Origin of the sequence: Pseudomonas sp. TUM22785, assembly GCF_028198105.1 — a bacterium.
Classification (GTDB): Bacteria; Pseudomonadota; Gammaproteobacteria; order Pseudomonadales; family Pseudomonadaceae; genus Metapseudomonas; species Metapseudomonas solani.
Window position 1 is genome coordinate 2,222,071 of sequence record NZ_CP116239.1, and the last position, 22,669, is coordinate 2,244,739.

The 22,669-nt window shown below is 66.4% G+C and carries 25 protein-coding genes; 11 read left to right on the plus strand and 14 right to left on the minus strand.

Annotation, left to right across the window (positions count from 1 at the left end):
- The first annotated feature begins 49 nt into the window (after positions 1 to 49).
- Positions 50 to 847: an acyl-CoA thioesterase gene (locus PI990_RS10355; protein ID WP_021220367.1), complete on the plus strand. Its 798-nt coding sequence runs from the start codon at positions 50 to 52 to the stop codon at positions 845 to 847.
- A 4-nt stretch (positions 848 to 851) separates the two neighbouring features.
- Here PI990_RS10355 and PI990_RS10360 read toward each other — a convergent pair whose 3' ends face one another.
- The 5 genes from PI990_RS10360 to PI990_RS10380 form a co-directional block, all read right to left on the minus strand.
- Positions 852 to 2,426, minus strand: a complete 1,575-nt coding sequence (locus tag PI990_RS10360; RefSeq protein ID WP_271660547.1) for a GGDEF domain-containing protein — start codon at positions 2,424 to 2,426, stop codon at positions 852 to 854.
- 5 nt (positions 2,427 to 2,431) lie between these two features.
- The gene (locus PI990_RS10365; protein ID WP_271660548.1) at positions 2,432 to 2,935 is read right to left on the minus strand and encodes an oxidoreductase; all 504 of its coding nucleotides are present in this window, start codon (positions 2,933 to 2,935) and stop codon (positions 2,432 to 2,434) included.
- A 103-nt stretch (positions 2,936 to 3,038) separates the two neighbouring features.
- Positions 3,039 to 3,395: an Mpo1-like protein gene (locus PI990_RS10370; protein ID WP_021220364.1), complete on the minus strand. Its 357-nt coding sequence runs from the start codon at positions 3,393 to 3,395 to the stop codon at positions 3,039 to 3,041.
- A gap of 90 nt (positions 3,396 to 3,485) precedes the next feature.
- Positions 3,486 to 4,967 (minus strand): methyl-accepting chemotaxis protein, encoded by a 1,482-nt coding sequence (locus tag PI990_RS10375; RefSeq protein ID WP_271660549.1) that lies wholly within the window; start codon positions 4,965 to 4,967, stop codon positions 3,486 to 3,488.
- Positions 4,968 to 5,071: 104 nt separating this feature from the next.
- Complete coding sequence (locus PI990_RS10380; protein WP_271660550.1) at positions 5,072 to 5,878, minus strand: TatD family hydrolase; 807 nt, start codon at positions 5,876 to 5,878, stop codon at positions 5,072 to 5,074.
- 229 nt (positions 5,879 to 6,107) lie between these two features.
- Here PI990_RS10380 and PI990_RS10385 point away from each other — a divergent pair, with 229 nt between their 5' ends.
- Together PI990_RS10385 and PI990_RS10390 are read left to right on the plus strand one after the other, a co-directional pair.
- Entirely contained in the window at positions 6,108 to 7,529 is a 1,422-nt protein-coding gene (locus PI990_RS10385; RefSeq protein ID WP_271660551.1) for a transglycosylase SLT domain-containing protein, read from the plus strand.
- 111 nt (positions 7,530 to 7,640) lie between these two features.
- Entirely contained in the window at positions 7,641 to 8,075 is a 435-nt protein-coding gene (locus PI990_RS10390; protein ID WP_021220360.1) for a DoxX family protein, read from the plus strand.
- Between the two features lie 48 nt (positions 8,076 to 8,123).
- Here the strand turns inward: PI990_RS10390 and PI990_RS10395 are convergent, their stop codons facing one another.
- The 3 genes from PI990_RS10395 to thpR form a co-directional block, all read right to left on the minus strand.
- The gene (locus PI990_RS10395; protein WP_271660552.1) at positions 8,124 to 9,161 is read right to left on the minus strand and encodes a lipase secretion chaperone; all 1,038 of its coding nucleotides are present in this window, start codon (positions 9,159 to 9,161) and stop codon (positions 8,124 to 8,126) included.
- Positions 9,162 to 9,216: 55 nt separating this feature from the next.
- Positions 9,217 to 10,149 carry a triacylglycerol lipase gene (locus tag PI990_RS10400; protein ID WP_021220358.1) on the minus strand — a complete coding sequence of 311 codons (933 nt, stop codon included), beginning with the start codon at positions 10,147 to 10,149 and terminating at the stop codon, positions 9,217 to 9,219.
- 197 nt (positions 10,150 to 10,346) lie between these two features.
- Positions 10,347 to 10,892, minus strand: coding sequence for an RNA 2',3'-cyclic phosphodiesterase (thpR, locus tag PI990_RS10405; RefSeq protein WP_271660553.1), 546 nt, complete (start codon positions 10,890 to 10,892; stop codon positions 10,347 to 10,349).
- 203 nt (positions 10,893 to 11,095) lie between these two features.
- Between thpR and PI990_RS10410 the strand changes: the two genes are divergently transcribed.
- Entirely contained in the window at positions 11,096 to 11,404 is a 309-nt protein-coding gene (locus tag PI990_RS10410) for a hypothetical protein (RefSeq protein ID WP_021220356.1), read from the plus strand.
- A gap of 11 nt (positions 11,405 to 11,415) precedes the next feature.
- On the opposite strand, the gene greB is transcribed toward PI990_RS10410, so the two are convergent.
- The 3 genes from greB to PI990_RS10425 form a co-directional block, all read right to left on the minus strand.
- Positions 11,416 to 11,913 carry a transcription elongation factor GreB gene (gene greB, locus PI990_RS10415; protein WP_271660554.1) on the minus strand — a complete coding sequence of 166 codons (498 nt, stop codon included), beginning with the start codon at positions 11,911 to 11,913 and terminating at the stop codon, positions 11,416 to 11,418.
- A gap of 85 nt (positions 11,914 to 11,998) precedes the next feature.
- Positions 11,999 to 14,503, minus strand: a complete 2,505-nt coding sequence (locus PI990_RS10420) for an ABC transporter permease (RefSeq protein ID WP_271660555.1) — start codon at positions 14,501 to 14,503, stop codon at positions 11,999 to 12,001.
- Positions 14,503 to 15,186, minus strand: coding sequence for an ABC transporter ATP-binding protein (locus PI990_RS10425; protein WP_031288068.1), 684 nt, complete (start codon positions 15,184 to 15,186; stop codon positions 14,503 to 14,505). Before PI990_RS10425 ends, PI990_RS10420 begins: the two co-directional genes overlap by 1 nt.
- 10 nt (positions 15,187 to 15,196) lie before the next feature.
- On the opposite strand from PI990_RS10425, the gene PI990_RS10430 reads away from it, so the two are divergent.
- The 3 genes from PI990_RS10430 (at position 15,197) to PI990_RS10440 (ending at position 17,192) form a co-directional block, all read left to right on the plus strand.
- Positions 15,197 to 15,802 (plus strand): arylesterase, encoded by a 606-nt coding sequence (locus PI990_RS10430; RefSeq protein WP_271660556.1) that lies wholly within the window; start codon positions 15,197 to 15,199, stop codon positions 15,800 to 15,802.
- Between the two features lie 68 nt (positions 15,803 to 15,870).
- Complete coding sequence (locus PI990_RS10435) at positions 15,871 to 16,152, plus strand: hypothetical protein (protein WP_021220351.1); 282 nt, start codon at positions 15,871 to 15,873, stop codon at positions 16,150 to 16,152.
- 74 nt (positions 16,153 to 16,226) lie between these two features.
- Positions 16,227 to 17,192, plus strand: coding sequence for a L,D-transpeptidase family protein (locus PI990_RS10440; protein WP_021220350.1), 966 nt, complete (start codon positions 16,227 to 16,229; stop codon positions 17,190 to 17,192).
- A 138-nt stretch (positions 17,193 to 17,330) separates the two neighbouring features.
- Here PI990_RS10440 and oprI read toward each other — a convergent pair whose 3' ends face one another.
- The gene (oprI, locus tag PI990_RS10445) at positions 17,331 to 17,582 is read right to left on the minus strand and encodes an outer membrane lipoprotei OprI (protein WP_003448337.1); all 252 of its coding nucleotides are present in this window, start codon (positions 17,580 to 17,582) and stop codon (positions 17,331 to 17,333) included.
- A gap of 453 nt (positions 17,583 to 18,035) precedes the next feature.
- Here oprI and PI990_RS10450 point away from each other — a divergent pair, with 453 nt between their 5' ends.
- Positions 18,036 to 19,307 (plus strand): hypothetical protein, encoded by a 1,272-nt coding sequence (locus PI990_RS10450; RefSeq protein ID WP_271661286.1) that lies wholly within the window; start codon positions 18,036 to 18,038, stop codon positions 19,305 to 19,307.
- Positions 19,308 to 19,326: 19 nt separating this feature from the next.
- Positions 19,327 to 19,608, plus strand: a complete 282-nt coding sequence (locus PI990_RS10455; RefSeq protein WP_021220347.1) for a GNAT family N-acetyltransferase — start codon at positions 19,327 to 19,329, stop codon at positions 19,606 to 19,608.
- A gap of 59 nt (positions 19,609 to 19,667) precedes the next feature.
- On the opposite strand, the gene PI990_RS10460 is transcribed toward PI990_RS10455, so the two are convergent.
- Both PI990_RS10460 and PI990_RS10465 read right to left on the minus strand, forming a co-directional pair.
- Positions 19,668 to 20,744 carry a 3-deoxy-7-phosphoheptulonate synthase gene (locus tag PI990_RS10460; RefSeq protein ID WP_271660557.1) on the minus strand — a complete coding sequence of 359 codons (1,077 nt, stop codon included), beginning with the start codon at positions 20,742 to 20,744 and terminating at the stop codon, positions 19,668 to 19,670.
- Between the two features lie 161 nt (positions 20,745 to 20,905).
- Positions 20,906 to 21,325, minus strand: a complete 420-nt coding sequence (locus tag PI990_RS10465) for a PilZ domain-containing protein (RefSeq protein ID WP_021220345.1) — start codon at positions 21,323 to 21,325, stop codon at positions 20,906 to 20,908.
- Between the two features lie 51 nt (positions 21,326 to 21,376).
- Between PI990_RS10465 and PI990_RS10470 the strand changes: the two genes are divergently transcribed.
- The gene (locus PI990_RS10470) at positions 21,377 to 21,712 is read left to right on the plus strand and encodes a hypothetical protein (RefSeq protein WP_021220344.1); all 336 of its coding nucleotides are present in this window, start codon (positions 21,377 to 21,379) and stop codon (positions 21,710 to 21,712) included.
- Positions 21,712 to 22,668: a putative 2-dehydropantoate 2-reductase gene (locus PI990_RS10475; protein ID WP_271660558.1), complete on the plus strand. Its 957-nt coding sequence runs from the start codon at positions 21,712 to 21,714 to the stop codon at positions 22,666 to 22,668. Before PI990_RS10470 ends, PI990_RS10475 begins: the two co-directional genes overlap by 1 nt.
- Position 22,669: the final 1 nt, after the last annotated feature.

Sequence of the window (22,669 nt, forward strand, 5' to 3'; positions counted from 1 at the left end):
GCAATCCCCTAACATCCCCCCACTTTCGATTTCTGCGGGTGAGTTGAGCATGAAGTTTTCCCAGTTGATCCAGGCGGTGCGCAGCAACCCCGCAGCGGTGGTGGTGCCCAGCGCCTGGGCCCAGGGGCGGGCCAGCTTCGGTGGCCTGGTGGCCGCGCTGGCCTATGAGGCGATGAGCGCCAAGGTGAGCGACGGGCGCCCGGTGCGCTCGCTGGCGATCACCTTCGTCGGACCGATGGAAGCCGAGGTGCCGGCCAGCTTCGAGGCCGAGGTGCTGCGCGAGGGCAAGGCGGTGAGCCAGATGTTCTGCCGCGCGGTGCAGAACGGCCAGACCGTGGCTGTGGTGCAGGGCAGCTTCGGCGCCTCGCGGGAGTCGGCGATCGATGTGGCGGCCGAGCCGGCGCCGGTGATCAAGCCGGCGGAGGAATGCCAGGAGCTGCCCTTCCTGCGCGGCGTGACGCCGGAGTTCACACGCTTCCTGGCCATGCGCTGGGGCATCGGCAGCATGCCGTTCACCAACAACCCGGCCCGTGAAATGGGCGGCTGGGTGCGTTTCCGTGGCGATGTAGAAGACGAGCCCGTCGAGGTGGCGCACCTGCTGGCGCTGGTGGATGCCTGGCCGCCGGCGGTGCTGCCGCACCTGCGCAGCCCGGTGCCGGGCAGCTCGCTGACCTGGACCATCGAGTTCGTGCAGCCATTGCCGGCCGTGGGCACCCTGGAGTGGTGCCTGTACCGCGCCGAGATCGAACACGCCCGTGATGGCTACGGCCATGTCTCGGCCCGCCTGTGGACACCCTCCGGCGAGCTGGTGGCGCTGAGCCGGCAGACGGTCACCGTCTTCGGTTGAGCCTTCAGACGGGCGCGACTTCCACGCGGTTGCGCCCGGCCTGCTTGGCCCCATAGAGCGCCGCATCGGCGCGGCCGAGCAGCGATTCGAGGCTTTCGCCGGGGCGTTTCTCGGCGATGCCCAGGCTCAGGGTGATCCGCAGTACATCACCGCTGGGCAAGTCCACGCGCAGGGCTTCGATGCCGGCGCGCAGGCGCTCGGCCACCAGCGCGGCCTTGCCGTCTCCCGTTTCCGGCAGGATCGCCGCGAACTCTTCGCCCCCCAGGCGCCCGAGTACGTCCACGCCACGCAGGCAGTCGCGCATCACCCGTGCCGTGGCGCGCAGCGCTTCGTCGCCGATGGCGTGGCCGTGGCCGTCGTTGACCGCCTTGAAGTGGTCGATGTCCATCATCAGCACCGAGCACGGGTGCCCGAAGCGTTCGGCCTGGCGCAGCATGTCTTCGGCGCGCTGCATGAAGGCGCGGCGGTTGTCGAGGCCGGTGAGGCCGTCGGTGGTGGCCAGGGTCAGCAGCTCGTGTTCCATGCGCTTGCGCAGGCTGATGTCGTAGCTCCAGACCAGGTGCGCAGGCTCGCCCTCGAGCTCGACGATACGGCCGAAGACCACGCCCCAGTAGGGCGCCGCCTTGCCGAGCAGGGCTTCCCAGTCGTCGATCTGGCGGCGCTCTTCGAGGGCGGCGCGGAAGCGATGGGCCTCGGACTCGGCGGCGAACAGCCGATCCAGGGAGAACAGCGAGCCCCGCTGCAGCCCCTGGCGGACGATCAGGCGCTGGTTGACGAAGTGCACCTTGCCGGACTCGGCGCCGATCAGGGCGACGTCGCTGGGGCTGGCTTCGAGGATGTGCTTGAGCAGCTCGCGGCCTTCGCTGAGGGCGAGCGTGCGGGCCTCGACACGGCTTTCCAGGGTGTGGGCGAGCTCGCCCAGGCTTTCGCTCAGCCGGCGGGCCTCGCGGAAGCTGTAGATCAGATGGGTGACCAGCAGGGCCCCGCCCAGCAGCAGCCCGAACAGGGCCCAGGCGAGCTTGCTGAAGTAGCCGTAGAGGCGCTGGCGCTCTTCGTCCAGCTCATTGGTGAGGGAGATGTTGGCCGCCACCATCACCTCGTGCATGGCGTGTTGCAGCGGCGGCAGTTCCTGGAGGATCTCGGCGCTGGTGGCGCGTGCAGAGGCCTGGTCGTTCCAGTCGACGCGGCTCAGCCAGCGCTGGCTGAGTTCGGCCACGCGCTGCAGGGTACGGGTGTTCTCCGGGCGCGCGCTAGGCAGGAAGTCGAACAGATGATGGCCTTCGATGGGCCGGGCCAGGCTGCGCAGCACGCCGAGGCGCACCACCAGCTGGGTGGCGCTGCTGTGTCCGTGCTCGATGCGTTGCGCTTCCTCGACCAGGCGGTCCATGCCGTTGCGGATCTGGTAGACCTGCCACAGCTCGCCGTGGGAGCCGGGGCGGCCGAGCTGCCGCGCTTCGTTGACCACCAGCCATAGCGAGCCACCGGCGGTGATCGCCATGACCAGCATGATGACCAGGAGGACCGCCATCACCAGCCGCTTGCGCGGCAGGGAAATACTGTCGGCAAAACTGTCGGGCATGGTCGCTACTCGATGTAGATGTCACTCAGTTGCCAGATGGCACGGTTGTAGTACTTCTGCACGCGCAACTCGGCGTGGGCGTTGAAGGGGTACATGAGGAAGAGCGGGCCGTAGGCTTCCACCGCCATGGGCTGGCCGTCGCGGGAATAGGCGATCACCGGCTGGTAGCGCTCGATGTCGCTGGCGGGGATCACCACCGAGTAGTCGTTGAGGGCACGCAGGTGCAGTTCGGTGGGGTGCTGCAGGTTCGCCGGGAGCTGCTGGAGGAACTGGCTCAGGGGCACGCCGTACCAGTCGGAGACCTTGTCGTCGCTGGGCCCGCGTGCGCGTAGGTTGACGCCGGGCATCGCCTGGAGGTCGCGCAGGGTGAACACACGGGGGCTGGCACCGGGCAAGTGCAGGCGCAGGGCGGGGATATCCAGGGGATAGCTGGACTGCTCGCCCTGCGCGAGGGAGTACAGGGCGAAAGTCAGAAAAATGGTGACAAGTATCTGTCGCTTTGACGGCATGCGACGTCCCTCATACAGCGTGGTGCCAGCATATCGTCATTTTTGCGGCCAGCTTGAGCCTTTCCGACGAAAGTAATGGCGCTTTGCTGGCAAGGGCCTGGTATCAGGGGCGGTTGCGCCAGTTGCGCCACCAGGCGCCGCTGAACAGGAAACGCGGGAAGGTGACGAACTGCTCGGTCAGCAGGCGGCCCACGGCGTCCTTGCGGTCCAGGAAGGGCTCGGGGGCCTCCGCTTCCAGCCGGTGCCCGTGGGATTGCAGGCCCAGGGAGGCGATCAGGCCGATCACCCCGAGGACGACGGGCAGGAAGCGCCAGGTGAACAGGCCGTTGAGCAGCACCAGGGTGGCGACGATGAACAGCGGCACGGCCAGCAGGTGCAGCACCAGGTTGGTGGGGTTGCGGTGGTTCCTGGCGTAGGTCTTCCACTGCCAGGTGCGGAGGTTGGGGTGACGTTTGCCCATGGTGCGGATTCCTTGAAGGATTGCGGGCAAGTCTAGGCCGGCCCCGGGAGAGCCGGCGAATGGGTTCTGACTATGGGCGGGATAGTCCGCTCAGAGCTTGAGCTGGCGGATGGCGCGAGACAGTTCGCTGGCGAGGTTGGCCAGCTCGGCGCTGGTGGAGGCCGAGCCAACGGTCTGGCTGACGGTGAGTTCGGTGACGTCGCGGATGCCGACCACGGCACGGGTCATTTCCTCGGCCACATGGCTTTGCTGCTCCGCCGCCACGGCGATCTGCGTGTTGCTCTGGCGCATCTGCGCCACGGCGCCGGTGATGGCGGCCAGGGCTTCGCCGGCTTCATGGGCCTGCTGCACGCAGCTGTCGGCCTTGAACGAGCTTTCCTGCATGAATTCCACGGCGTCGCGAGTGCCGGATTGCAGGGCGAGGATCATGCTGGTGATCTCGTCGGTGCTGTCCTGGACGCGCTTGGCGAGGTTGCGCACCTCGTCGGCCACCACGGCGAAGCCACGGCCCATTTCACCGGCGCGGGCGGCCTCGATGGCGGCGTTGAGGGCGAGGAGGTTGGTCTGCTCGGCGATGCCGTGGATGACACTGACCACGCTGCTGATCTTCTGGCTGTCTTCGGCCAGCTTCTCGATCATCTCGGCGGTCTGCTGCACGCCGCTGGAAAGCCCGGCGATGGACTCACCGACGCGGCTGACCACGCTCTGGCCGGCGCCGGCGAGCTGGTCGGCGGTCTGCGACTGGTCGCGGGTGTCGGCGGCGTGCTGGGCGATGTGGTGGACGGTGGCGGACATCTCGTTGATGGCGGTGGCGGCCTGGTCGGTCTCGCTCTGCTGGCCGAGCATGCCCTGGCGCACCTCGCCCATGCTCGAGGCCAGGCGCGCGGCCCCTTCGTCGAGGCGTTCGGTGACCTGGGCGACGGTGCCGACCACGCGCTGGAAGCCTGCCTGCATGGCATTGAAGGCGCTGGCCATCTGGCCCACCTCGTCGCGGCTGTCCAGCGGTACGCGGGCGGACAGGTCGCCGCTCTTCTCCACGTGCAGCATCACGTCCTTGAGGGTGTTGAGATGGCTGAGGAGGAAGCGGATCAGCAGTTGCGAGGAGGCCAGCAGCGCCATCATCAGCAGGAACACGGTGACCGCGTAGTTGAACATGCGCGAGGTGAAGACCTCGACGAGGCTCGGGGCGTGGGCCAATACGGCGATGCGTTGGCCGTCGGCGGCATCCTGCACCTGGGCGCCGATCACCGGGGCGCTGCCGAACAGGGCGTCGTGATCCAGCTCGACCCAGCCGTTGGCGCGGGTCAGCGCGGCGCTGTCGACACCCTGCACCTGCGGCGCGCTGCCGGCGGCGAAGCGGACCACGCCGTTGCCGCCGGGCAGGGCCTGCCCGGCGGGCCAGGCGCGTAGCAGGGCTGCCTGGGCCTGGGCCGACTCGCGGGCACTTTCCACGCGGGCGTCACGCTCGAGGCTGATGGCGTGCAGCACCAGCAGCAGTGTGGTGATGAAGGCGACGGCGTTGACCGCCCAGAACTTGTACTTCAGGGAAAGATCGCGCATCCAGTTACCCATGTTCTGTTCTTTTTTCTCGGAGGCTAGGCAAGGTGCCAGCATTGTTTCGCAGCACTGTGACGTGATCGTTGATCCGTATCAATCCGCCTCTTTACAGGAACAGGTTAGGCGATGTTCGGCAGCCCGAAAAATGCGCGTGCACACGCGGTGGTGTGCTCGGCCAGGTGTTCGGGTGTTTCACCGCGGTGACGCGCCACTTCCATGAGCACCTCGGGCAGGAAGGCCGGCTCGTTGCGCCCGCTCTTGGGCTTCGGCCGCAGGCTGCGTGGCAGCAGGTAGGGCGCGTCGCTTTCCAGCATCAGCCGGCCCTGGGGAATCTCGCGTACCAGCGGGTGCAGGTGGGTGCCCCGGCGCTCGTCGCAGATCCAGCCGGTGATGCCGATGTGCAGGTCCAGGTCGAGGTAGGAGAAGAGGGCGCGCTGCTCGCCGGTGAAGCAGTGCACCACGGCGGCCGGCAGGCGGTCGCGGAACTGCTTGAGGATGGCCAGCAGGCGCTCATTGGCGTCGCGCTCGTGGAGGAACACCGGCAGGCCCAGTTCGACGGCCAGGGCCAGTTGCTCTTCCAGGGCCTTTTCCTGCTGCGGACGCGGGGAGAAGTCGCGGTTGAAATCCAGACCGCACTCACCCACGGCACGTACTTCCGGCTCGGCCAGCAGGGCGCGCAGGTGGCGGGCGCTGTCGGCGTTCCACTGGCTGGCTTCGTGGGGGTGCAGGCCGGCGGTGCTGAACAGGTGGCCGCCTTCGGGGTCGAGCTGACGCACCAGTGCCAGCGCTTCTTCGGCATCGGCCACGCTGGTGCCGGTGAGGACCAGTTGCGCCACGCCAGCGGCGAGGGCGCGTTCGAGCAGTGCTTCACGCTCTGCGGCAAAGCTTGAATGGGTCAGATTGACGCCAATGTCGATGAGTTGCATGGTGCTACCTCGGACGCGAGCGGAGCAGAATAGCAAAGCTTGTCGAATAGAAGAAAAGCCAATACTTACAATTGCTTATGGGTGTTTGTTGAAGTTGTTACAGCGTTGTGGCTGGCGTCGACGGCCGAGCTGTGACACTCTCCGCGCCCCTCGCACGCCCGGAATTCCATCCGGGCGCTGCGCTCTCAGACGGTCGGTTCGCACCCTGCAGCCCTGACCGGGAGATTCGATGACCCGACCGCTGCTGCTTCTGTTGTGCCTGCTCGCCCTGCTGCCGTTCCCGGCGGCAGCGCGCCTGGCTGGCCCGCCGGAAGCCTGGCAGCAGCCGAGCGAGGCCCGTGACCTGGCGCAGATCCGCCGCAGCGGCGTGCTGCGTGTGCTGGTGAACCAGAGCCGCAACAGCTCCGGCGAGATCAAGGGCGAAGCCATCGGCATCGAATACCACCGCATCCGCGCCTTCGAGCAGTACCTCAACCGCAATGCCCGCGACGGCCGTGAGCTGGAGGTGAAGATCATCCCCAGGGCCAAGGACCAGTTGCTGGCCGCCTTGCTGCGCGGCGAGGGCGACCTGGTAGCCCCCGGCGAGCTGGTGGACCCGCGCAGCGGCGGCGAGGTCAGCGCCAGCGCCCCGATTCGCCGCCATGTGCCGCTGCTGCTGGTGAGCCGCAGTGGCGACCGCCGCTACCAGCGCCTGGAGCAGCTTTCCGGCCGCAGCATCGCATTGCCCGCCGGCAGCGCGGCGGCCGAGGCCCTGCGCCGGGTCAACCAGCAACTGGCAGAACGCAAGCTGGCGCCCATCGTCATCGAGTGGGTCGATTCGAGCCTGGCGGTGGAGGATGTGCTGGAGATGGTCCAGGCCGGCATCTTCCCGCTCACTGCCGTCGAGCAACCCATTGCCGAGCGCTGGGCCAAGGTGATGCCCAAGCTGCGTATAGAGAAGCACCTGGTGCTGGACAACCAGCGCGACATGACCTGGTTCGTGCGCCGCGACGCGCCGATGCTGCGGGCCAGCATCGATCGCTTCCTCGCCGGCTACAACGCGCCCTCCGACCAGGATGCCACCTTCCAGCGCGTCTACCGCCGCCTGTACAAGGTGCACAGCCCCCTGGCCCGAGCCGACCGGCAGCGCCTGGAGAAGGTGCGCCCGGTGCTGCAGCGCTTCGCCGACCAGCATGCCTTCGATTGGCTGAACCTGGCCGCCGTGGCCTTCAAGGAATCCAGCCTCAACCCGGCCGCCCGTGGCGCCAGTGGGGCCACCGGGCTGATGCAGATCACCCCGGGTGCGGCGCGCACCGTGGGCGTGGGCAATATCCACGCGCTGGAGAACAATGTGCAGGCCTCGGCCAAGTACCTTGCGATGCTGCGCAAGGGCTTCTTCAACAGCGCCCAGCTCAACGAGCGCGAGCGCATGGCCTTCACCCTGGCGGCCTATAACGTCGGCCCGCAGCGGGTGCAAAGCCTGCGCGCGGAGGCCCGGCGCCGGGGGCTGAACCCCAACCAGTGGTTCTTCCAGGTGGAGCGCATCGCCGCCGAGCAACTGGGCATGGGGGTGGTCAGCTACGTCAGCGCGGTGAACAAGTACTACCTGGCCTATGACCGCGAGCGCTATCTGCTGGAGCCGCAGAAAAAAGTGGCAAGCAGAGGGAAGTGATCGATTTTATCGATTTCAATGCTGCGTTTTTTGCGGTTTTAATATCGAAAAAATCAACTAAGATGGCTTCCGTCTGAACCCACACACTCCTCACACGAAAGGAAACGCGACATGAGCAACCCGATCAAACGCATTCTCTCCACCAACGCCGGTATCGGCATCACCCTGCTGCGCGTGGTGACCGGTCTGACCTTCGCCGCCCACGGTTCGCAGAAGCTCTTCGGCCTCTTCGGCGGCTATGGCCTGGAAGGCACCGGCCAGTGGATGGAAAGCATCGGTCTGGCTCCTGGCTACCTGCTGGCCCTGATGGCAGGCAGCGCCGAGTTCTTCGGTGGCCTGGCGCTGGTGATCGGCCTGCTGGTTCGCCCTGCCGCCGCGTCGCTGATCGTCGCCATGGTGGTTGCCATCTTCAGCGTGCACTGGGCCAGCGGCTTCTTCATCACCAACGGTGGTTACGAATACGCGCTGATCCTCGCCCTGATCTCCGGCACCCTGCTGATCGAAGGCGCTGGCCGCTTCTCCCTGGACCGCACGTTCAGCCAGTAACCCGCTGCGAACTCGAAGAAGGCCCGCCCTGTGCGGGCCTTCTGCATTTCAGGGCTGCTGCGCGCGGGCGGCGGCCAGCTCCAGGGCGGCATCCAGGCGCTGACGCTCGCGTTCGTCGAACTTCTCCTCGGCCAGGCGCTGGATGGCGGCGCGGCGGTCGCCGTCGCTGAGCCCCTGGTTGGCTTCGATGCGTGCCTTCTCCGCCTGGAAGGCGCCGATCCGCTGCTTCCAACCCTGGCGCTGCTGGTCCAGTGCCTCCAGGCGCTGGGTGGCTTCGCCGCCGACCAGTTGCTGGCGCAGGCGGCGGATTTCGGCGGGGGTGGCGCCCTTGGCCTGCAGCTGCTCGGTCTGGATATGCAGCTCGGCCTGCAACTGCGGCAGCACGCTGTCCTGCAGTTCTTCGGGCAGGCCCTGGCGCAGGCGGTCGACGGCCGCGGCCTTGGCGGCATCGTCGAGGGCGGTGTCATGGACGATGGCCAGGCGATCGAGGGTGAAGCGGTTGTAGGTTTCCTCGCTGGCGAAGAACACCTGGTGCACCTCGGCGCTGAACAGACGGGCGCGCAGGGCATTCACCGCAGCTTCGCGCTGGCGCATGGCGTCGAGGTCCGCCAGTTGCGGCAGGTCCTTCTCCAGTTGCACCAGCTGCCGCTTGTAGTCCAGGTATTGCTCGAGCAGCGCCAGGGCCTGGCCCTCGGCCGGCTCCTGCAGCTGGGCGGTGATGTAGCCGCGCAGACGCTGGATGGAGATGCCGATGGGCTCTTCGCCTATGGCGCTGAGGAAGTAGTCGAAGATGCGGCGGATGTCTTCGGTGATCAGCAGGTTGCCGCTCGCATCCAGCTGGAAGCGCCCATCGACCTGGGTACCGGCGAAGGAGGCGGGCAGGGCGGGTACTTGCGCCGGCAGGGCAGGCGGCAGGTTGTCGGCGGACGTTGGGGCATCGGAGATGGCGATGGGCTCATCGCTGGCGAGCTGCTCGGCAACGCCCGGTGCACGGTGGGCGTTGCCGTCGGAGGCGGATTGCAGGTAGAGGATCGCGGCCAGGCAGCCGGCGAAGACCAGGGGCAGGGACAGCAGGACTCTTTTCACGGTGGTCGCTCGCAGGTCGGCAGGAGGCGGGGCCCGCAGGCCCCGCCGGGGCGGCTTAGAGGCCGTCGTTCTTCAGGCGGTTGGCGTGCTGGCGGTAGACGGTCACCGGGTCGGTCTCGAACAGGCTGGTGAGGCCGAAGGTCTGGTTGACCTCGTCGAGGTGGTTCATCCGGTAGTTGTCACGCACCACCTTGCCCAGGTGGGAGCTGCAGCGGCCGACCAGGCCGTCGGTGGCTTCGCCCTTGAAGGTGAGGGCGGTGGCACCGAGCAGCACGTCGCTGATGTCGAGCACGTTGGTCAGCGGGCTGGTGCCGCTCCAGGAGTAGTAGCGCACGCCGTTGACCTGGTAGGCGCCCTCGCCACAGGCGCTGGTGGGAATGCCCTGGGGGAACTTGGCGTTGAACCGGGCCGCGCCCTGGCTGTTGAGCGATTCCAGCGAGCCAAGGCCGTTCTGCGGCAGGGTGCTCTTGCTGCCGGAGAGGAAGTTGATCAGCGAGCCGAGGCCGTTGACGATGCCGGCGACGATCGCCTCGCTAGCGGAGCCGGGCGGGATCTGGCGCAGGAAGTCGGCGGTGGCCGAGCCCTTGTGCGGACCGCCGACGCTGGTGGCGGAAGCGACCAGGTCCGGGCGCACGCCGGCCACGTAGCGGATGGTCGGGCCGCCGTGGCTGTGACCGATCAGGTTCACCTTGCGTTTGCCGCTGATAGCGACGATTTCCTCGACCTGTTCCAGCAGCTCTTCGCCGCGGGCTTCCGAGGTGTTCAGCTGGCTGACTTCTGTGACGTAGACCGAGGCGCCATCACGACGCAATGCCGAGGGGATTCCATACCAGTAGTCGATGCCGAGGATGCTATCGAAGCCAAGCATGCCGTGGGCGAGGACCACGGGGTACTTGGTCTGGGTGTAGCCGGTGGCGGCAAGGGCTTCGCCGGAGGCGGCGAGGCCGACTCCCAGGGCGAGGGCGAGCAGGATCTTGTTGTTGTTCATTGGTTGCTCTCGGTGATGGTGGAACAGGCAGTGGGTGCCTCCCTGCGAAACCGCCGCGCCCATCCCGGACGCGTACATCAGCTGATGGGCTGGGGCAGGAACCGTGCCAGGCCGGTCATTCGTACGCCACGGCGTCTGGGTCGGGTGTTTCGCCGTTGTTTACAGCCGTTCACCGAAAGTTGGCGGGCGTTTCCCTGTTACTGAGTGAAACGCTCGTTTGAGTCCTGGGGCAGCAGCGGCCAGTTCCCGAGGGCGTGGTAATGGGCGCCCGAGGCCGTATTTTCCGAGGCGAAGAGAGCGAACTGGTTCACAGGCCAATCGAAGGTTGGGGCCGCTGCGCCGGGCAGGTGTGGGCAGTGTCGAGCCAGGGTCAGGTGCGGGTGGAAGGGCCGCCGTTCGATGGCGAAGCCCGCTGCGCGCAGCCCATCCTGCAGGTTGGCGGCCAGGGCCAGGAGCGCCGGCGGCGGGTGGTCGGGCGCCAGGTGCAGCAGGCCGTTGTGCCAGCAGCGCAACTGGTCGAGACGCAGGGTGAAGGGCTCGCCCGCCAGGTTTTCGGCGATGGCCTTCAGTTCGGCGACGCAGCCGCGTGGCTGCTGGCCGAGGAAGGCGAGGGTCAGGTGCAGGTTGCGGGTGGCTACGGCTTTGCCTTCGCAGCGAGCGGCTTCTCGCCACAGGGCTATGCTCGTTGCCAGCGGCTCGGGACAGGGCAGGGCGAAGAACAGGCGCAAGGGAGGTGTGGACATGGTCGCGAAGGCTCCAGGACGACGTCTTGGTCGTATTGACAGTATTGCGGAGGCTTCTCTAGGATGCCGACCCATGCGCCGATTTAAGACAGCTACTTGCGGGGCGCGGAGATGGAATCCATCTCGAAATACCGCTAAAGCGCTGGTTCGGTGTCGCCTCTCACCGCTGCCCAGCGGGATCAACGAGGCGGAGACATGACACCATGACCTGTCCCCAACCGCTCATTCGCCTGGCCCCCATCACCACGGGCCTGGTTTTGCGCAACCCCAGGGTTCTTCTCAGCGGCCCCCACCAGCCGACCATGCTGCGTTATCTCGACGGCTGGCCGAAGCGTTGGGCCGGGCCACGCAACCTGCTTATCCAGTTCGCCCTCGATGCCGCGTCGTTGCAGCGCTATGCCGCTGACAGCTTCGATATGGCCGTGGTGCAGGCGCCGCCCCGGGACGAGGTGGCGCTGATGGTCCGCGAGCTGGTGCGCGTTTCGCGCCAGGGGCTGATCACCCTGCGCTGAGGCGCGGGGCTTCAGGGGTATTCGATCTCCACCACGTACCAGCTCTTCTCGCCCGTCGGGGTGTGCACCAGCACCTCGGCATCCAGCGCCTTGCCCACCAGGGCGCGGGCCAGGGGTGAGTCGATGCTGATGTGGTTCTGCTTCAGGTCGAGTTCGTCGGGGCCGACGATGCGGTAGCGCGACTGTTCGCCCTCATCATCTTCCAGGGTCACCCAGGCGCCGAAGTAGGCCTTGTTCGGGTCGGACGGGCGTTCGCTGACCACCTTGAGGCTTTCCAGGCGCTTGGTGAGGAAGCGCACGCGGCTGTCGATCTCCCGCAGCATCTTCTTGCCGTAGGTGTACTCGGCGTTTTCCGAACGGTCGCCCTGGGCGGCGGCCTCGCTCACCGATTGGGTGACCTTGGGGCGCTTCACGTGCCAGAGCTCGTGCAGTTCGGCGCGCAGGCGGGCTTCGCCTTCGGGGGTGATCAGCGGGGTGCCGGCAGAACGTGGGGGGCGATAGCGACTCATGGCGTGATGCGACAGGCTCTAGGCGGGCGAAGAGGGGCGGAGTCTAGCAAGAGGTCGGCCCGCCTTGTACAGGCGGGCCGGGCGATCAGGCTTCGCGCAGCACCTGCAGCGGGCTGGCGTTGAGGGCGCGACGGGTGCCGAGCACGCCGGCCCCACCCACCAGCAGCGCGCCCAGGGGCGGCAACAGCAGCAGCCAGGGGTGGGGGTGCCATTGCAGGTCGAAGGCCAGGGTGTAGAGCAGGGCGCTGACCAGCTCGCAACCCAGGGCGGCGAGCAGGCCGGCGGTTGCACCGAGCAGGGCGAATTCAGCGCGCCTGGCTTTCTGCAGCAGATTGCGTTCCGCACCCAGGGCCCGCAGCAACGCACCCTGGCGGATGCGTTCATCGAGGGTCGACTGCAGGCCGGCGAAGAGCACCGCGAGGCCGGCGGCGAGCACGAACAGCAGGACGAACTCCACCGCCACCGTGACCTGGGCGAGGATGCTGCGCAGCTGCGCGAGGATGGCTTCCACCTCCAGCAACGTCACCGCCGGGAAGGCGCGGGCCAGTTCCACCAGCTCGCGGTCGTGCTGCGGCGGCAGATAGAAGCTGGTGAGGTAGGTGGCCGGCAGGTCGGCGAGGGAGCCGGGGGCGAAGATCATGAAGAAGTTCGGCTGGAAGTTGTCCCAGTCGACTTCCCGGAGGCTGGTGACACGCACGTCGCGACTGATGCCACCGACGCTGAAGCTGAGGCGGTCGCCCAGTTGCAGGCCGAGGTTGGTGGCGAGCTTGGCTTCTACCGAGACGCCGGGCAGGTCGCCGGCCGCTGCCTGGTCCCACCATTGCCCGGCCACCAGGCGGTTGCCGCTGGGCAGGTCGGCCGCCCAGGTGAGGCTGAGGTCGCGCTGCAGGGCACGCTCGCCCTGGGATTCCTTGCTGGCGTGCTCTTTCGCCGGTTCGCCGTTGATGGCGGTGAGGCGGCCGGGCACCACGGGGAACAGCGGGGCCGGGTGGGGCGAAAGCTGGGCGAGGCGCTCGGCGAAGGCGTCCTTCTCGCCGGGCAGGACGTTGAGCACGAAGTAGTTCGGTGCGTCGGCGGGCAGCTGGTCCTGCCAGGTGTCCAGCAGTTCGCCGCGCAGCAGGGCGATCAGCGCCATCGCCAGGAGGATCAGGCCGAAGGCCAGGGATTGCCCGGCGGCGGCCAGCGGGTGGCGCAGCAGTTGGCCAAGGCCGAGACGCCAGGGCAGGGCGGCGCGGGCCAGCAGGCGGCGCAGGGCGTTGAGGCCGAGGAGCATGAGGCCGCCGAGGATCAGGGTGGCGAGCAGGCCGCCGCCGAGCAGGGCGAGGGTGAGTGCCAGGTCCAGGCTCAGGCGCCACATGATCAGCCCGAGGGCGAGCAGGGCGGCGCCGTACACCAGCCAGGAACTGGGCGGCACGGGTAGCAGGTCGCGGCGCAGCACGCGCAGGGGCGGGACACGGCCCAGGGCGGCCAGCGGCGGCAGGGCGAAACCGGCCAGGGCCACCAGGCCGGTGGCGATGCCGGCAAAGGCGGGCAGCACACCGCCGGAGGGCACTTCCGCCGGCAACAATTCACGCAGCAGGTGGAACAGGCCGAGCTGGGCGAGCCAGCCGATCAGTGCGCCGAGAATGGCGGCGGCAAGGCCGAGCAGACCCAGTTGCAGGGTATAGAGGAGGAGCGCTTCGCGGCGCGACAAGCCCAGGCAGCGCAGCAGGGCGCTGGCGTCGAAGCGGCGGGCGGCGAAGCGGGCCGCCGACAGGGCCACGGCGACACCGGCCAGGAGTACGGCGGCGAGGCTGGCAAGGTTGAGGTAGCGCTCGGCACGGCTGAGGGCGCCGCCGACCTGGCGGTTGCCGTCGCGGGCGTCTTCGATGCGCTGGTTGGCCGCGAGGGTGGGCTCGAGGGTGTCGCGGTAGCTTTTCAGTGCCTCTTCCGGACCGCTCCAGAGTTCGCGGTAGCGCACTCGGCTGCCGGGCTGCACCACGCCTGTGGCGTCGAGGTCGGCATGGTTCATCAACAGGCGCGGGGTGAGGCTGTAGAAGTCGCCGGCACGATCGGGCTCGTAGGTGAGCACGCGGGTCAGGCGCAGGGTCTGCTGGCCGACGTCCACGCTGTCGCCGGGCTTGAGGTCCAGTGCGGTGAACAGGCGTGCCTCGGCCCAGGCTTCGCCGGGGGCGGGGCCGTTGCCGGGTTCTTCCGGGGCGTAGGGGGCGGGCGCGCTCTTCAGCTCGCCGCGCAGGGGGTAGGGTTCGTCCACCGCCTTGACGCTGGCGAGCTGGATGCCGGCGTCACCGGCGATGACGCTGGAGAATTCGACGGCGCGGGCATGGCGCAGGCCGAGCTGTTCGCCCGCTGCGATCTGCTCCGGGGTGGCGGGTGAGGAGCCGCTGAGCAGCAGGTCGGCGCCGAGGAATTCGGTGGCGCGCAGGAGCATGGCGCCGTTCAAGCGGGCACCGAAGTAGCCGATGGCGCTGCTGGCAGCCACGGCCACCACCAGGGCGAAGAAGAGTACGCGCAGCTCGCCGGCACGGGCATCGCGCCGCAGTTGCCTGGCGGCCATGCCCAGCAGGCGCGAGAACGGCAGGCGCCCCATCAGGGTTCCACCCGGTCGACCAGGCGGCCGGACTCCAGGCGGATCAGGCGGCGGCAGCGATGGGCCAGGCGCTCGTCGTGGGTGACCAGGACCAGGGTGGTGCCGCGTTCCTGGTTGAGCTGGAACAGCAGGTCGCTGATGCGCTCGCCGGTGTGGCTGTCGAGGTTGCCGGTGGGCTCGTCGGCGAACAGCACGTCGGGTTCGGCGGCGAAGGCGCGGGCGATGGCGACGCGCTGCTGCTCACCCCCGGACAGCTGGCGCGGGTAGTGGCCCAGGCGCTGGCCGAGGCCGACGCGGTCGAGCAGGTGGCGGGCGCGTTCGCGGGCGTCTCTGCGGCCTTCGAGTTCCAGGGGCAGCATGACGTTTTCCAGGGCGTTGAGGCTGTCGAGCAACTGGAAGGACTGGAAGACAAAGCCGACATGCTCGGCGCGTACGCGGGCACGCTGGTCCTCGTCGAGGCGGGCGAGGGCGTGGCCGGCCAGGCTGATGTCGCCGGAGCTGGGCAGGTCGAGCCCGGCGAGCAGGCCGAGGAGGGTGGATTTGCCGGAGCCGGAGCTGCCGACGATGGCCAGGCTGTCGCCCTGGGCCAGGTCCAGGTCCAGATCGTGGAGGATGGTCAACTCGCCTTCCGCGCTGGGAACCACTTTGCTAAGGTTCCGCGCATTGAGAATGCTTGCGCTCATGGAGAATCCGATGCGTGCTTGGTTGTTGGGCAGTTGCCTGGCGTTGATGGTGATGGCCCAGGAGGCTGCGGCGGGGACCGTGCTGGTCGTCGGGGATAGTATCAGCGCCGCTTTGGGACTGGAAACCAGCCAGGGCTGGGTCTCTCTGCTGCAGAAACGCCTGGATGACGAGGGTTTCGAACACCGCGTGGTGAACGCCTCCATCAGTGGCGACACCAGTGCCGGCGGTGCTTCCCGGCTGCCCGCGCTACTTGGCGAGCACAAGCCGGAGCTGGTGATTATCGAGCTCGGTGGCAACGATGGGTTGCGTGGTCAGCCCCCTGCACAATTGCAACATAATCTTGCCGGCATGGTGGAGCAGTCGCAGAAAACGGGGGCCAAGGTGCTGCTGCTGGGCATGCGCCTGCCGCCCAACTACGGCAAGCGCTACACCGATGCCTTCGCCCAGGTCTATCAGGATCTGGCGAGCGCCCGGCAGGTGCCGCTGGTGCCTTTCTTCCTTGAGGGCGTGGGCGGTGTCGAGGGGATGATGCAGGCCGATGGCATCCATCCGGCGGCGAGTGCCCAGGGCAAGTTGCTGGATAACGTCTGGCCAACCCTGAAGCCGTTGCTCTGAGGCGCTTCGGGAGGCTTTTCCGGGGCACGCCTTTCGGCTAAGGTTGCGCACCCGTCCTGGAGTCCTTCATGCCGCGCCCCGCCTGGTCCCTGCATGCCTATAAGCTGATCGAGCCCGACGAGCAGCTCGACCTGTTCGCTTGCCGCGAGGTGCGCCTGCACCTGGTCGCTCGCCAGCTTGAACTCGGCGGCCATGCGGACAGGACCCTGTGCGGGGGATTGCTGCCGGCGAAGCCGCGCTGGTGCGTGCTGGAAAAACCGCAGTTGCAGGACCGCCGCCTGTGCCCGGCCTGCCGCGCCGAACTGGACTCCCAGCGGGACGGCCACCGGCCCGAATGGTCCGACGGCTGAGTCCTCCCGGCGCGCTGCATGCCGGTGTACAATCCCGAGTCTTTTAATCAGCCACTTTTGCCAAGGATTACCGGATGTTGTCGCGCGTTCCCGCCGTCGCCCGTTCCCTGTCCCTGATCGCGCTCGCGCTGGCCGGTCACGCTGCAGCGCTGGAGCTGCCCCTGCCGCCCCCCGGCGAGGATATCGTCGGCCAGGTCCAGGTGATCAAGGCCAAGTACGAAGACACCTTCGCCGACATCGGCGTCGCCAATGACCTGGGTTACCTGGAGATGGTCGCGGCCAACCCGGGCGTCGATCCCTGGCTGCCGGGCACGGGCACCGAGATCCTCCTGCCGACCCGCTTCATCCTGCCGCCGGGCCCGCGCGAAGGTATCGTGATCAACCTGGCCGAGTACCGCATGTATTACTTCCCGAAAGGGCAGAACGTGGTGCACACCTTCCCGCTGGGGATCGGTCGCGAGGGTTGGGGTTCCCCGATCAACACCACCAAGATCACCGCCAAGACGCCGAACCCGGCCTGGTATCCGCCCAAGTCCATCCGTGAAGAGCACGCCGCCGATGGCGACCCGCTGCCCACCGTGGTGCCGGCGGGCCCGGACAACCCGCTGGGCCCGTTCAAGTTCACCCTGGGCCTGCCTGGCTACCTGATCCACGGTTCGAACAAGAAGTTCGGTATCGGCATGCGCGTCAGCCACGGTTGCTTCCGCATGCTCAACAACAACGTGCTGGCGCTGGCCAAGATGGCGCCGGTGGGCACGCCCGTACGCATCATCAACGAGCCCTACAAGTTCGGCGTGAGCGGCGGCAAGGTCTACATCGAGGCGCACACCCCGCTGAACGACCATGGCGACCCGTCGGTGGTGGACAAGCACACCGCGGTGATCAACGCGCTGCTCAAGCGTGAAGACCTGGTCAACAGCATCCGCCTGGATTGGGAAGTGGTGCGTGAAGTGGTCGCGGCCGAAGACGGCCTGCCGGTGGAAATCGCCGAGCCTTCCGCTGCCGTGGCCAACAGCGAGCCCGCTGCCCCCAGCTTCTAAGCGGCACTGAACAGCCCGCCTGCCCTCATGGTGCGGCGGGCTTTTTCATGCCTGTGGAAATGTGCCGGGGTGGAATCGCAGGCATAAAAAAACCGACCCAGTGAACTGGGTCGGTTCGAGTAAAAGCCTTGTGGGCTATTACTTGCGGCTGGCTTTTTCCAGCATACGCAGAGCGCGCTCGTTAGCCTCGTCAGCAGTTTGCTGGGCTTTCTGAGCGGCGGCCAGAGCTTCGTCAGCCTTGCGGTAGGCTTCATCGGCACGGGCTTGAGCGCGAGCGGCTGCATCTTCAGTTGCAGTCAGACGGGCTTCGGTTTCTTTGGAGACGCTGCTGCAACCGGTGGCCAGAACTGCTGCCAGAGCCAGAGCAGAGAATTTCAGAACGTTGTTCATCGTGTTCCCCTTAAGGTGGACATTTCCATAAAAGCAATTCCCCGAGCTTGGGAAATTAGCCGGCGTACATACTACCCATAACTTGTAGTAAGTAAACTGACGCGGTGCAAGGAGGGGTGTTTTTTTTCACCTTCCCAGCCATTTCCGACGGTGCCTGTTCAAAAAATATCCAGTTGGATAGTCCGTGAGCAGGTGAAGTTCAAAGTTTAGCCGAAGATGACGGAGATACCCTGCCGGCCCCGGCCTGGTTGGGTGGGGCTGTTTGTCGAGAAATGACAGGCGTCGGTCGTTTTTGCATGTTTGCTGCTATGCGCGGATGTAAAGACCACAACTTCCCGTTCGTTACAGTGAACTGGTTCTTCATATTGTGGGAAATGCCGTGGATGGCCCATGGGCGCACTGATAAGCTGCGCCGGTTTTCATCCCGCATTCCAGGACATCAAGGACGGCGTAATGGCAAGACTACTTAAGTGGGTGGTGCTCGCGGCGCTCGCGCTGGCGTTAATCATCAAACTCTCCCTGTACCTTTCGGTCAGGTCGATCATGAATGATGCGATCCAGCAGCTTTCGCCGATCATGGACATCAGCTACGGCGGCATCACCTCGTCCTTCGACGGCCGCGTCGGCCTGGAGAACCTCAAGGTTCGTGTCCCCGCGCTGGGCGACAGCGTGCAGGTGACCCATGCCGAGCTGAAGTTCAATGGCCTGCGCGAGCTGCTCAGCTTCAAGGAGCGCCTGGACGAGGGCAAGTTCCCGAAGCAGATGGCCGTGCGCCTGAAGGGCCTGATGCTGGACGTGCATGGTCCCTTCATGCAGCAGCTCTACGATGCGCCGACCGAACGCAGCATCTTCACCGCGATGAGCGAAGTGGCGTGCGGCAAGATCAGTCATATCGGCACCAATGAGCTGCTCGACATGGGTTACCGCACCTTCGAGACCGACGCCGAGTTCTCCTACCTGTTCGAGCCCGGCGCGCAGAAGCTGACCTTCAATCTCACGTCCGATACCCGTGACATGGGCGAGACCCGCGTCAGCATGGCGCTGTCGAACATGTCCGAGAAGCCGGGCGACCTGCGGGTCAACCCGCCGCGCCTGTCCAGCGTCGTCTTCGAACTCAACGACAACCAGTACCAGCGCAAGGTGCAGGAATACTGCGCCGGTAAATTGGGCCAGCCCGCCGATGTCTATTTGAAGACCGCCGTGGAGCAGCTCGATCGCGTGCTGCGGGCGCAGAAGATCGCCCTCGAGCAGCCGTTGCTGGATGCCTACGGGCGCTACCTGAAGGACCCGCAATCGCTGCGCGTCGAGCTGACCCCGACCGAGGGCATGAGCTGGGACGGCCTGCAGTTCTTCGAGCCCAAGGATGTGGTCGGTATGCTGCGCCCGGTGCTGCTGGTCAACCAGCAGGCGGTGCAGCCGATCGCCTTCGCCTGGGTCGACCCGGGCAAGCGTCCCGAGATGGGGGTTAACGAGATGGTGTCGGTAACGTCGGAAAATACCGACGCCCCAGGTGCCTTGCCGAAGTACGAGTTCGTCAAGGTATCCAGCCTGCAGGACTACGCAGGCAAGCGACTGCAGTTCATCACCTTCGATGGCGCCTATTACCAGGGTGTATTACATAAGGTGGAGAACGGTAAGGCTTTCCTGAGTGTCCAATTTGGCTCCGGCTCCGCCGAAATGTTTCTTCGGCTGGAAAAGATAGATAAGGTACGGGTGTTGTTCTAAAACCCCCTGAGGAGTTGCGATGAGCGAGGCGCTGTCCATCCACCATGACCAGGCAGGTCATCAGTTCGAGACCACCGTGGACGGTCATCGTGCTTACCTTGCCTACATGGACCTGGGCAAACAGACATTGGACATCTATCGCACCTTCGTGCCGAACGCGCTGCGTGGCAGGGGCATCGCCGCAGCGCTCACCGAGCGCGCGCTGGGCTTCGCTGAAGACCAGGGCTATACGGTGATCCCCTCCTGCTCCTATGTGGAACGCTACATCGAGCGTCGCCAGCGTCACGCCCCCAAGGGCTGAGCTGGAAGCTGGAATGAAAACGCCGGGCAGATGCCCGGCGTTTTTCATTGCGCGGTCGATCAGCCGCGCTGGCGCTTGGGCAGCACGTCCTTGAGTTTGGCGTGCATGCTGCGCAGGGTCTTCTCGGTGGCTTCCCAGTCGATGCAGGCATCGGTGATCGATACACCGTACTTCAGCTGGTTCAGGTCCTTGGGAATGGACTGGCTGCCCCAGCCGAGGTGGCTTTCCACCATCAGGCCAACGATGGAGCCGTTGCCTTCGAGGATCTGGTTGGCGACGTTGTCCATCACCAGCGGCTGCAGGGCCGGGTCCTTGTTGGAGTTGGCGTGGCTGCAGTCGACCATGATGTTCGGCTTGATGCCGGCTTTGGTCAGTTCCTGCTCACAAATGGCAACGCTCACCGAGTCGTAGTTGGGCTTGCCGTTGCCGCCGCGCAGCACGACATGGCCATAGGCGTTGCCCTTGGTGGTGACGATGGAGACGCCACCTTCCTGGTTGATGCCGAGGAAGCGGTGCGGGCTGGAGACCGACTGCAGCGCGTTGATCGCGACTGTCAGGCTGCCGTCGGTGCCGTTCTTGAAGCCGACCGCCGAGGACAGGCCCGAGGCCATCTCGCGGTGGGTCTGGGATTCGGTGGTGCGGGCGCCAATGGCGGACCAGCTGATCAGGTCCTGCAGGTACTGCGGGGAGATCGGGTCCAGCGCCTCGGTGGCGGTGGGCAGGCCTTTCTCGGCCAGGTCGCGCAGCAGTTGGCGACCGATGTGCAGGCCATCCTGGATCTTGAAGGAGTCGTCAAGGTAGGGGTCGTTGATCAGGCCTTTCCAGCCGACGGTGGTGCGCGGCTTCTCGAAGTACACGCGCATGACCAGGAACAGCGTGTCGGAGACCTCGGCAGCCAGGCCCTTGAGGCGATCGGCGTATTCGTGTGCGGCCTTGATGTCGTGGATCGAGCAGGGGCCGACCACCACGAACAGGCGATGATCCTTGCCATCGAGGATGTTGCGCACCACTTCGCGGCCATGGGCAACGGTGTGCAATGCGGCGTCGGTGAGCGGAATCTCGCGTTTCAGTTGCTCCGGCGTGATCAGGGTCTCGTTGGAGGCAACGTTAAGGTCGTCGATCGGTAAATCAGCCATCGTGCTAGTCATCAGGTCAGTCGTCAGGTCACAGGTGCGGGCCGCCAGCCATCCCGGAGCGGCGGGGCACGGCATTTGAGTGCGCGTCGGGGACGCGGAACCTTAACGCGTTACACGCTGGCTCGACAATGGCGCGAAGGGAGCAAATAGGCGGAAAATGCTCAGTTCAGGCTGGCAGCGGAGAACTCGGCGGCGTGCCGGGCGATCCATTCCTGGGCGATGCGCTCGATCGGCAGTTCCTCACCGGCCTCCAGCTCGCGCTGCTTGCGGTAGACCTCGATCTGGCAGACCTGCTCGACCATGCGGGCGCGGAACAGGGTTTCCTCGTCGGTGAAGCAGATGCCCACCAGGTAGTCGTCGGGCTGCTTGCGGCACCAGGCGACGATGCCCGCATAGCGCGCCTCGTCGCCCAGCAGGGGGATGCGCAGCTCGATCGCGGTGCCCTTGCGAAAGCCCCGCAGCGAGTTGCAGGCAACGCCGCCGAGGCTGATATTGTGCAGCCGCTGTCGCGGCAGGAAGCTGTGCTTGCGCAGTACCAGCTCTACAGGCAGATCGCTGGGGTGACGCAGGAATCGACGCATTTTTTGTGAACTCCGGATGCCATTATTCTGGCATCTCTTAGGGGCAGTATAGTGCGCGAACTGGAACTGACTGATTTCGATGCGGACCAGCAACTGCTGGGCCTGCCGGGCACCTCCCTGGTGATATTCACCAGCATAGGTTGTGCCAGTTGCCGCTGGGCGCGGCGCCATCTGTCGCAGATGCCCCTGGGCATCGACAGATTGTGCTGGATAGACGCCGGCAATAATGGTGGCCTGGTGCAGCGCTACGAGGTATTCCACCTGCCTGCACTGTTCGTGGTGCGGGATGGACAATTTCTTGGCGCCCTGCGCAGCACGCTGCAGGGCGACGACCTGAACCGCAACCTGGACGAGGCACTGGCCCGCCAGGCAGAGGAGCTTCCCTGATGACCCAAACCCAGCAACCGCGCATCGGCATCATCGGTACCGGTGCCATCGGCGGCTTCTACGGCTTGCTGCTGGCCCGTGCGGGCTTCGATGTGCACTTCCTGCTGCGCAGCGAATACGAGGCCGTGCGTGCCAATGGCCTGCAGCTCAACAGCGCTGTGCACGGCGCCCTGGCCCTGAACCCCGTGCAGGCCTATCGCGAGGTGGCCGAGATGCCGCCCTGCGACTGGCTGCTGGTGGGCGCCAAGACCACCAGCAACGCCGACCTGGCACCGCTGATCGCCCGTGCCGCAGCTCCGGGCGCCAAGGTGGTGGTGCTGCAGAACGGCCTGGCCGTCGAGGACGCGCTGCGCCCGCTGCTGCCGGATTCGCTGCACCTGCTGGGCGGGCTCTGCTACATCTGCGTCCACCGCGATGCGCCGGGCGTCATCGAGCACCAGTCCCTGGGGGCGGTGAACCTCGGCTACCACTCCGGCCCGGCCATCGATGATGGCGCGCGCCAGGCGCTGCTGGAGGAGGGCGTCGGGCTGTTCCGCGCGGCGGGACTCGATTCCACCGGCATGCCCAACCTTGACCAGGCGCGCTGGCAGAAGCTGGTGTGGAACGTGCCCTACAACGGCCTTTCGGTCCTGCTCGACGCCGGCACCACGGCCTTGATGCGCAACGCCGACGCCCGCGAGTTGATCCAGGCGATCATGCAGGAAGTGGTGGAGGGCGCACTGGCCTGTGGCCACAGCCTGCCGGAAGGGTTCGCCGGCAAGCTGCTGGCTTCCACCGACCGCATGCCCGACTACCTGCCCAGCATGTACCACGACTTCGCCCAGCGCCGGCCGCTGGAGCTGGAGGCCATCTATGCTGCACCCCTGGCAGCGGCCGCTGCGGCCGGCAAGGAATTGCCGCGCATCCGCGCGCTGTACCAGGCCCTACGTTTCATCGACGCGCGCAACCAGCAATAAG

Bases quoted from the DNA above. Each gene is read 5' to 3' on its own strand.
- PI990_RS10440 (WP_021220350.1), top strand. From the start codon at position 16,227: ATGTTGTCGCGCGTTCCCGCCGTCGCCCGTTCCCTGTCCCTGATCGCG.
- PI990_RS10465 (WP_021220345.1), bottom strand. From the start codon at position 21,325: ATGCGTCGATTCCTGCGTCACCCCAGCGATCTGCCTGTAGAGCTGGTA.
- PI990_RS10430 (WP_271660556.1), top strand. From the start codon at position 15,197: ATGCGTGCTTGGTTGTTGGGCAGTTGCCTGGCGTTGATGGTGATGGCC.
- PI990_RS10425 (WP_031288068.1), bottom strand. From the start codon at position 15,186: ATGAGCGCAAGCATTCTCAATGCGCGGAACCTTAGCAAAGTGGTTCCC.
- PI990_RS10375 (WP_271660549.1), bottom strand. From the start codon at position 4,967: ATGGGTAACTGGATGCGCGATCTTTCCCTGAAGTACAAGTTCTGGGCG.
- PI990_RS10385 (WP_271660551.1), top strand. From the start codon at position 6,108: ATGACCCGACCGCTGCTGCTTCTGTTGTGCCTGCTCGCCCTGCTGCCG.
- PI990_RS10365 (WP_271660548.1), bottom strand. From the start codon at position 2,935: ATGCCGTCAAAGCGACAGATACTTGTCACCATTTTTCTGACTTTCGCC.
- PI990_RS10410 (WP_021220356.1), top strand. From the start codon at position 11,096: ATGACCTGTCCCCAACCGCTCATTCGCCTGGCCCCCATCACCACGGGC.
- PI990_RS10455 (WP_021220347.1), top strand. From the start codon at position 19,327: ATGAGCGAGGCGCTGTCCATCCACCATGACCAGGCAGGTCATCAGTTC.
- oprI (WP_003448337.1), bottom strand. From the start codon at position 17,582: ATGAACAACGTTCTGAAATTCTCTGCTCTGGCTCTGGCAGCAGTTCTG.
- PI990_RS10370 (WP_021220364.1), bottom strand. From the start codon at position 3,395: ATGGGCAAACGTCACCCCAACCTCCGCACCTGGCAGTGGAAGACCTAC.
- greB (WP_271660554.1), bottom strand. From the start codon at position 11,913: ATGAGTCGCTATCGCCCCCCACGTTCTGCCGGCACCCCGCTGATCACC.
- PI990_RS10360 (WP_271660547.1), bottom strand. From the start codon at position 2,426: ATGCCCGACAGTTTTGCCGACAGTATTTCCCTGCCGCGCAAGCGGCTG.
- PI990_RS10355 (WP_021220367.1), top strand. From the start codon at position 50: ATGAAGTTTTCCCAGTTGATCCAGGCGGTGCGCAGCAACCCCGCAGCG.
- PI990_RS10450 (WP_271661286.1), top strand. From the start codon at position 18,036: ATGGCAAGACTACTTAAGTGGGTGGTGCTCGCGGCGCTCGCGCTGGCG.
- thpR (WP_271660553.1), bottom strand. From the start codon at position 10,892: ATGTCCACACCTCCCTTGCGCCTGTTCTTCGCCCTGCCCTGTCCCGAG.
- PI990_RS10390 (WP_021220360.1), top strand. From the start codon at position 7,641: ATGAGCAACCCGATCAAACGCATTCTCTCCACCAACGCCGGTATCGGC.
- PI990_RS10475 (WP_271660558.1), top strand. From the start codon at position 21,712: ATGACCCAAACCCAGCAACCGCGCATCGGCATCATCGGTACCGGTGCC.
- PI990_RS10420 (WP_271660555.1), bottom strand. From the start codon at position 14,503: ATGGGGCGCCTGCCGTTCTCGCGCCTGCTGGGCATGGCCGCCAGGCAA.
- PI990_RS10400 (WP_021220358.1), bottom strand. From the start codon at position 10,149: ATGAACAACAACAAGATCCTGCTCGCCCTCGCCCTGGGAGTCGGCCTC.
- PI990_RS10435 (WP_021220351.1), top strand. From the start codon at position 15,871: ATGCCGCGCCCCGCCTGGTCCCTGCATGCCTATAAGCTGATCGAGCCC.
- PI990_RS10460 (WP_271660557.1), bottom strand. From the start codon at position 20,744: ATGGCTGATTTACCGATCGACGACCTTAACGTTGCCTCCAACGAGACC.
- PI990_RS10380 (WP_271660550.1), bottom strand. From the start codon at position 5,878: ATGCAACTCATCGACATTGGCGTCAATCTGACCCATTCAAGCTTTGCC.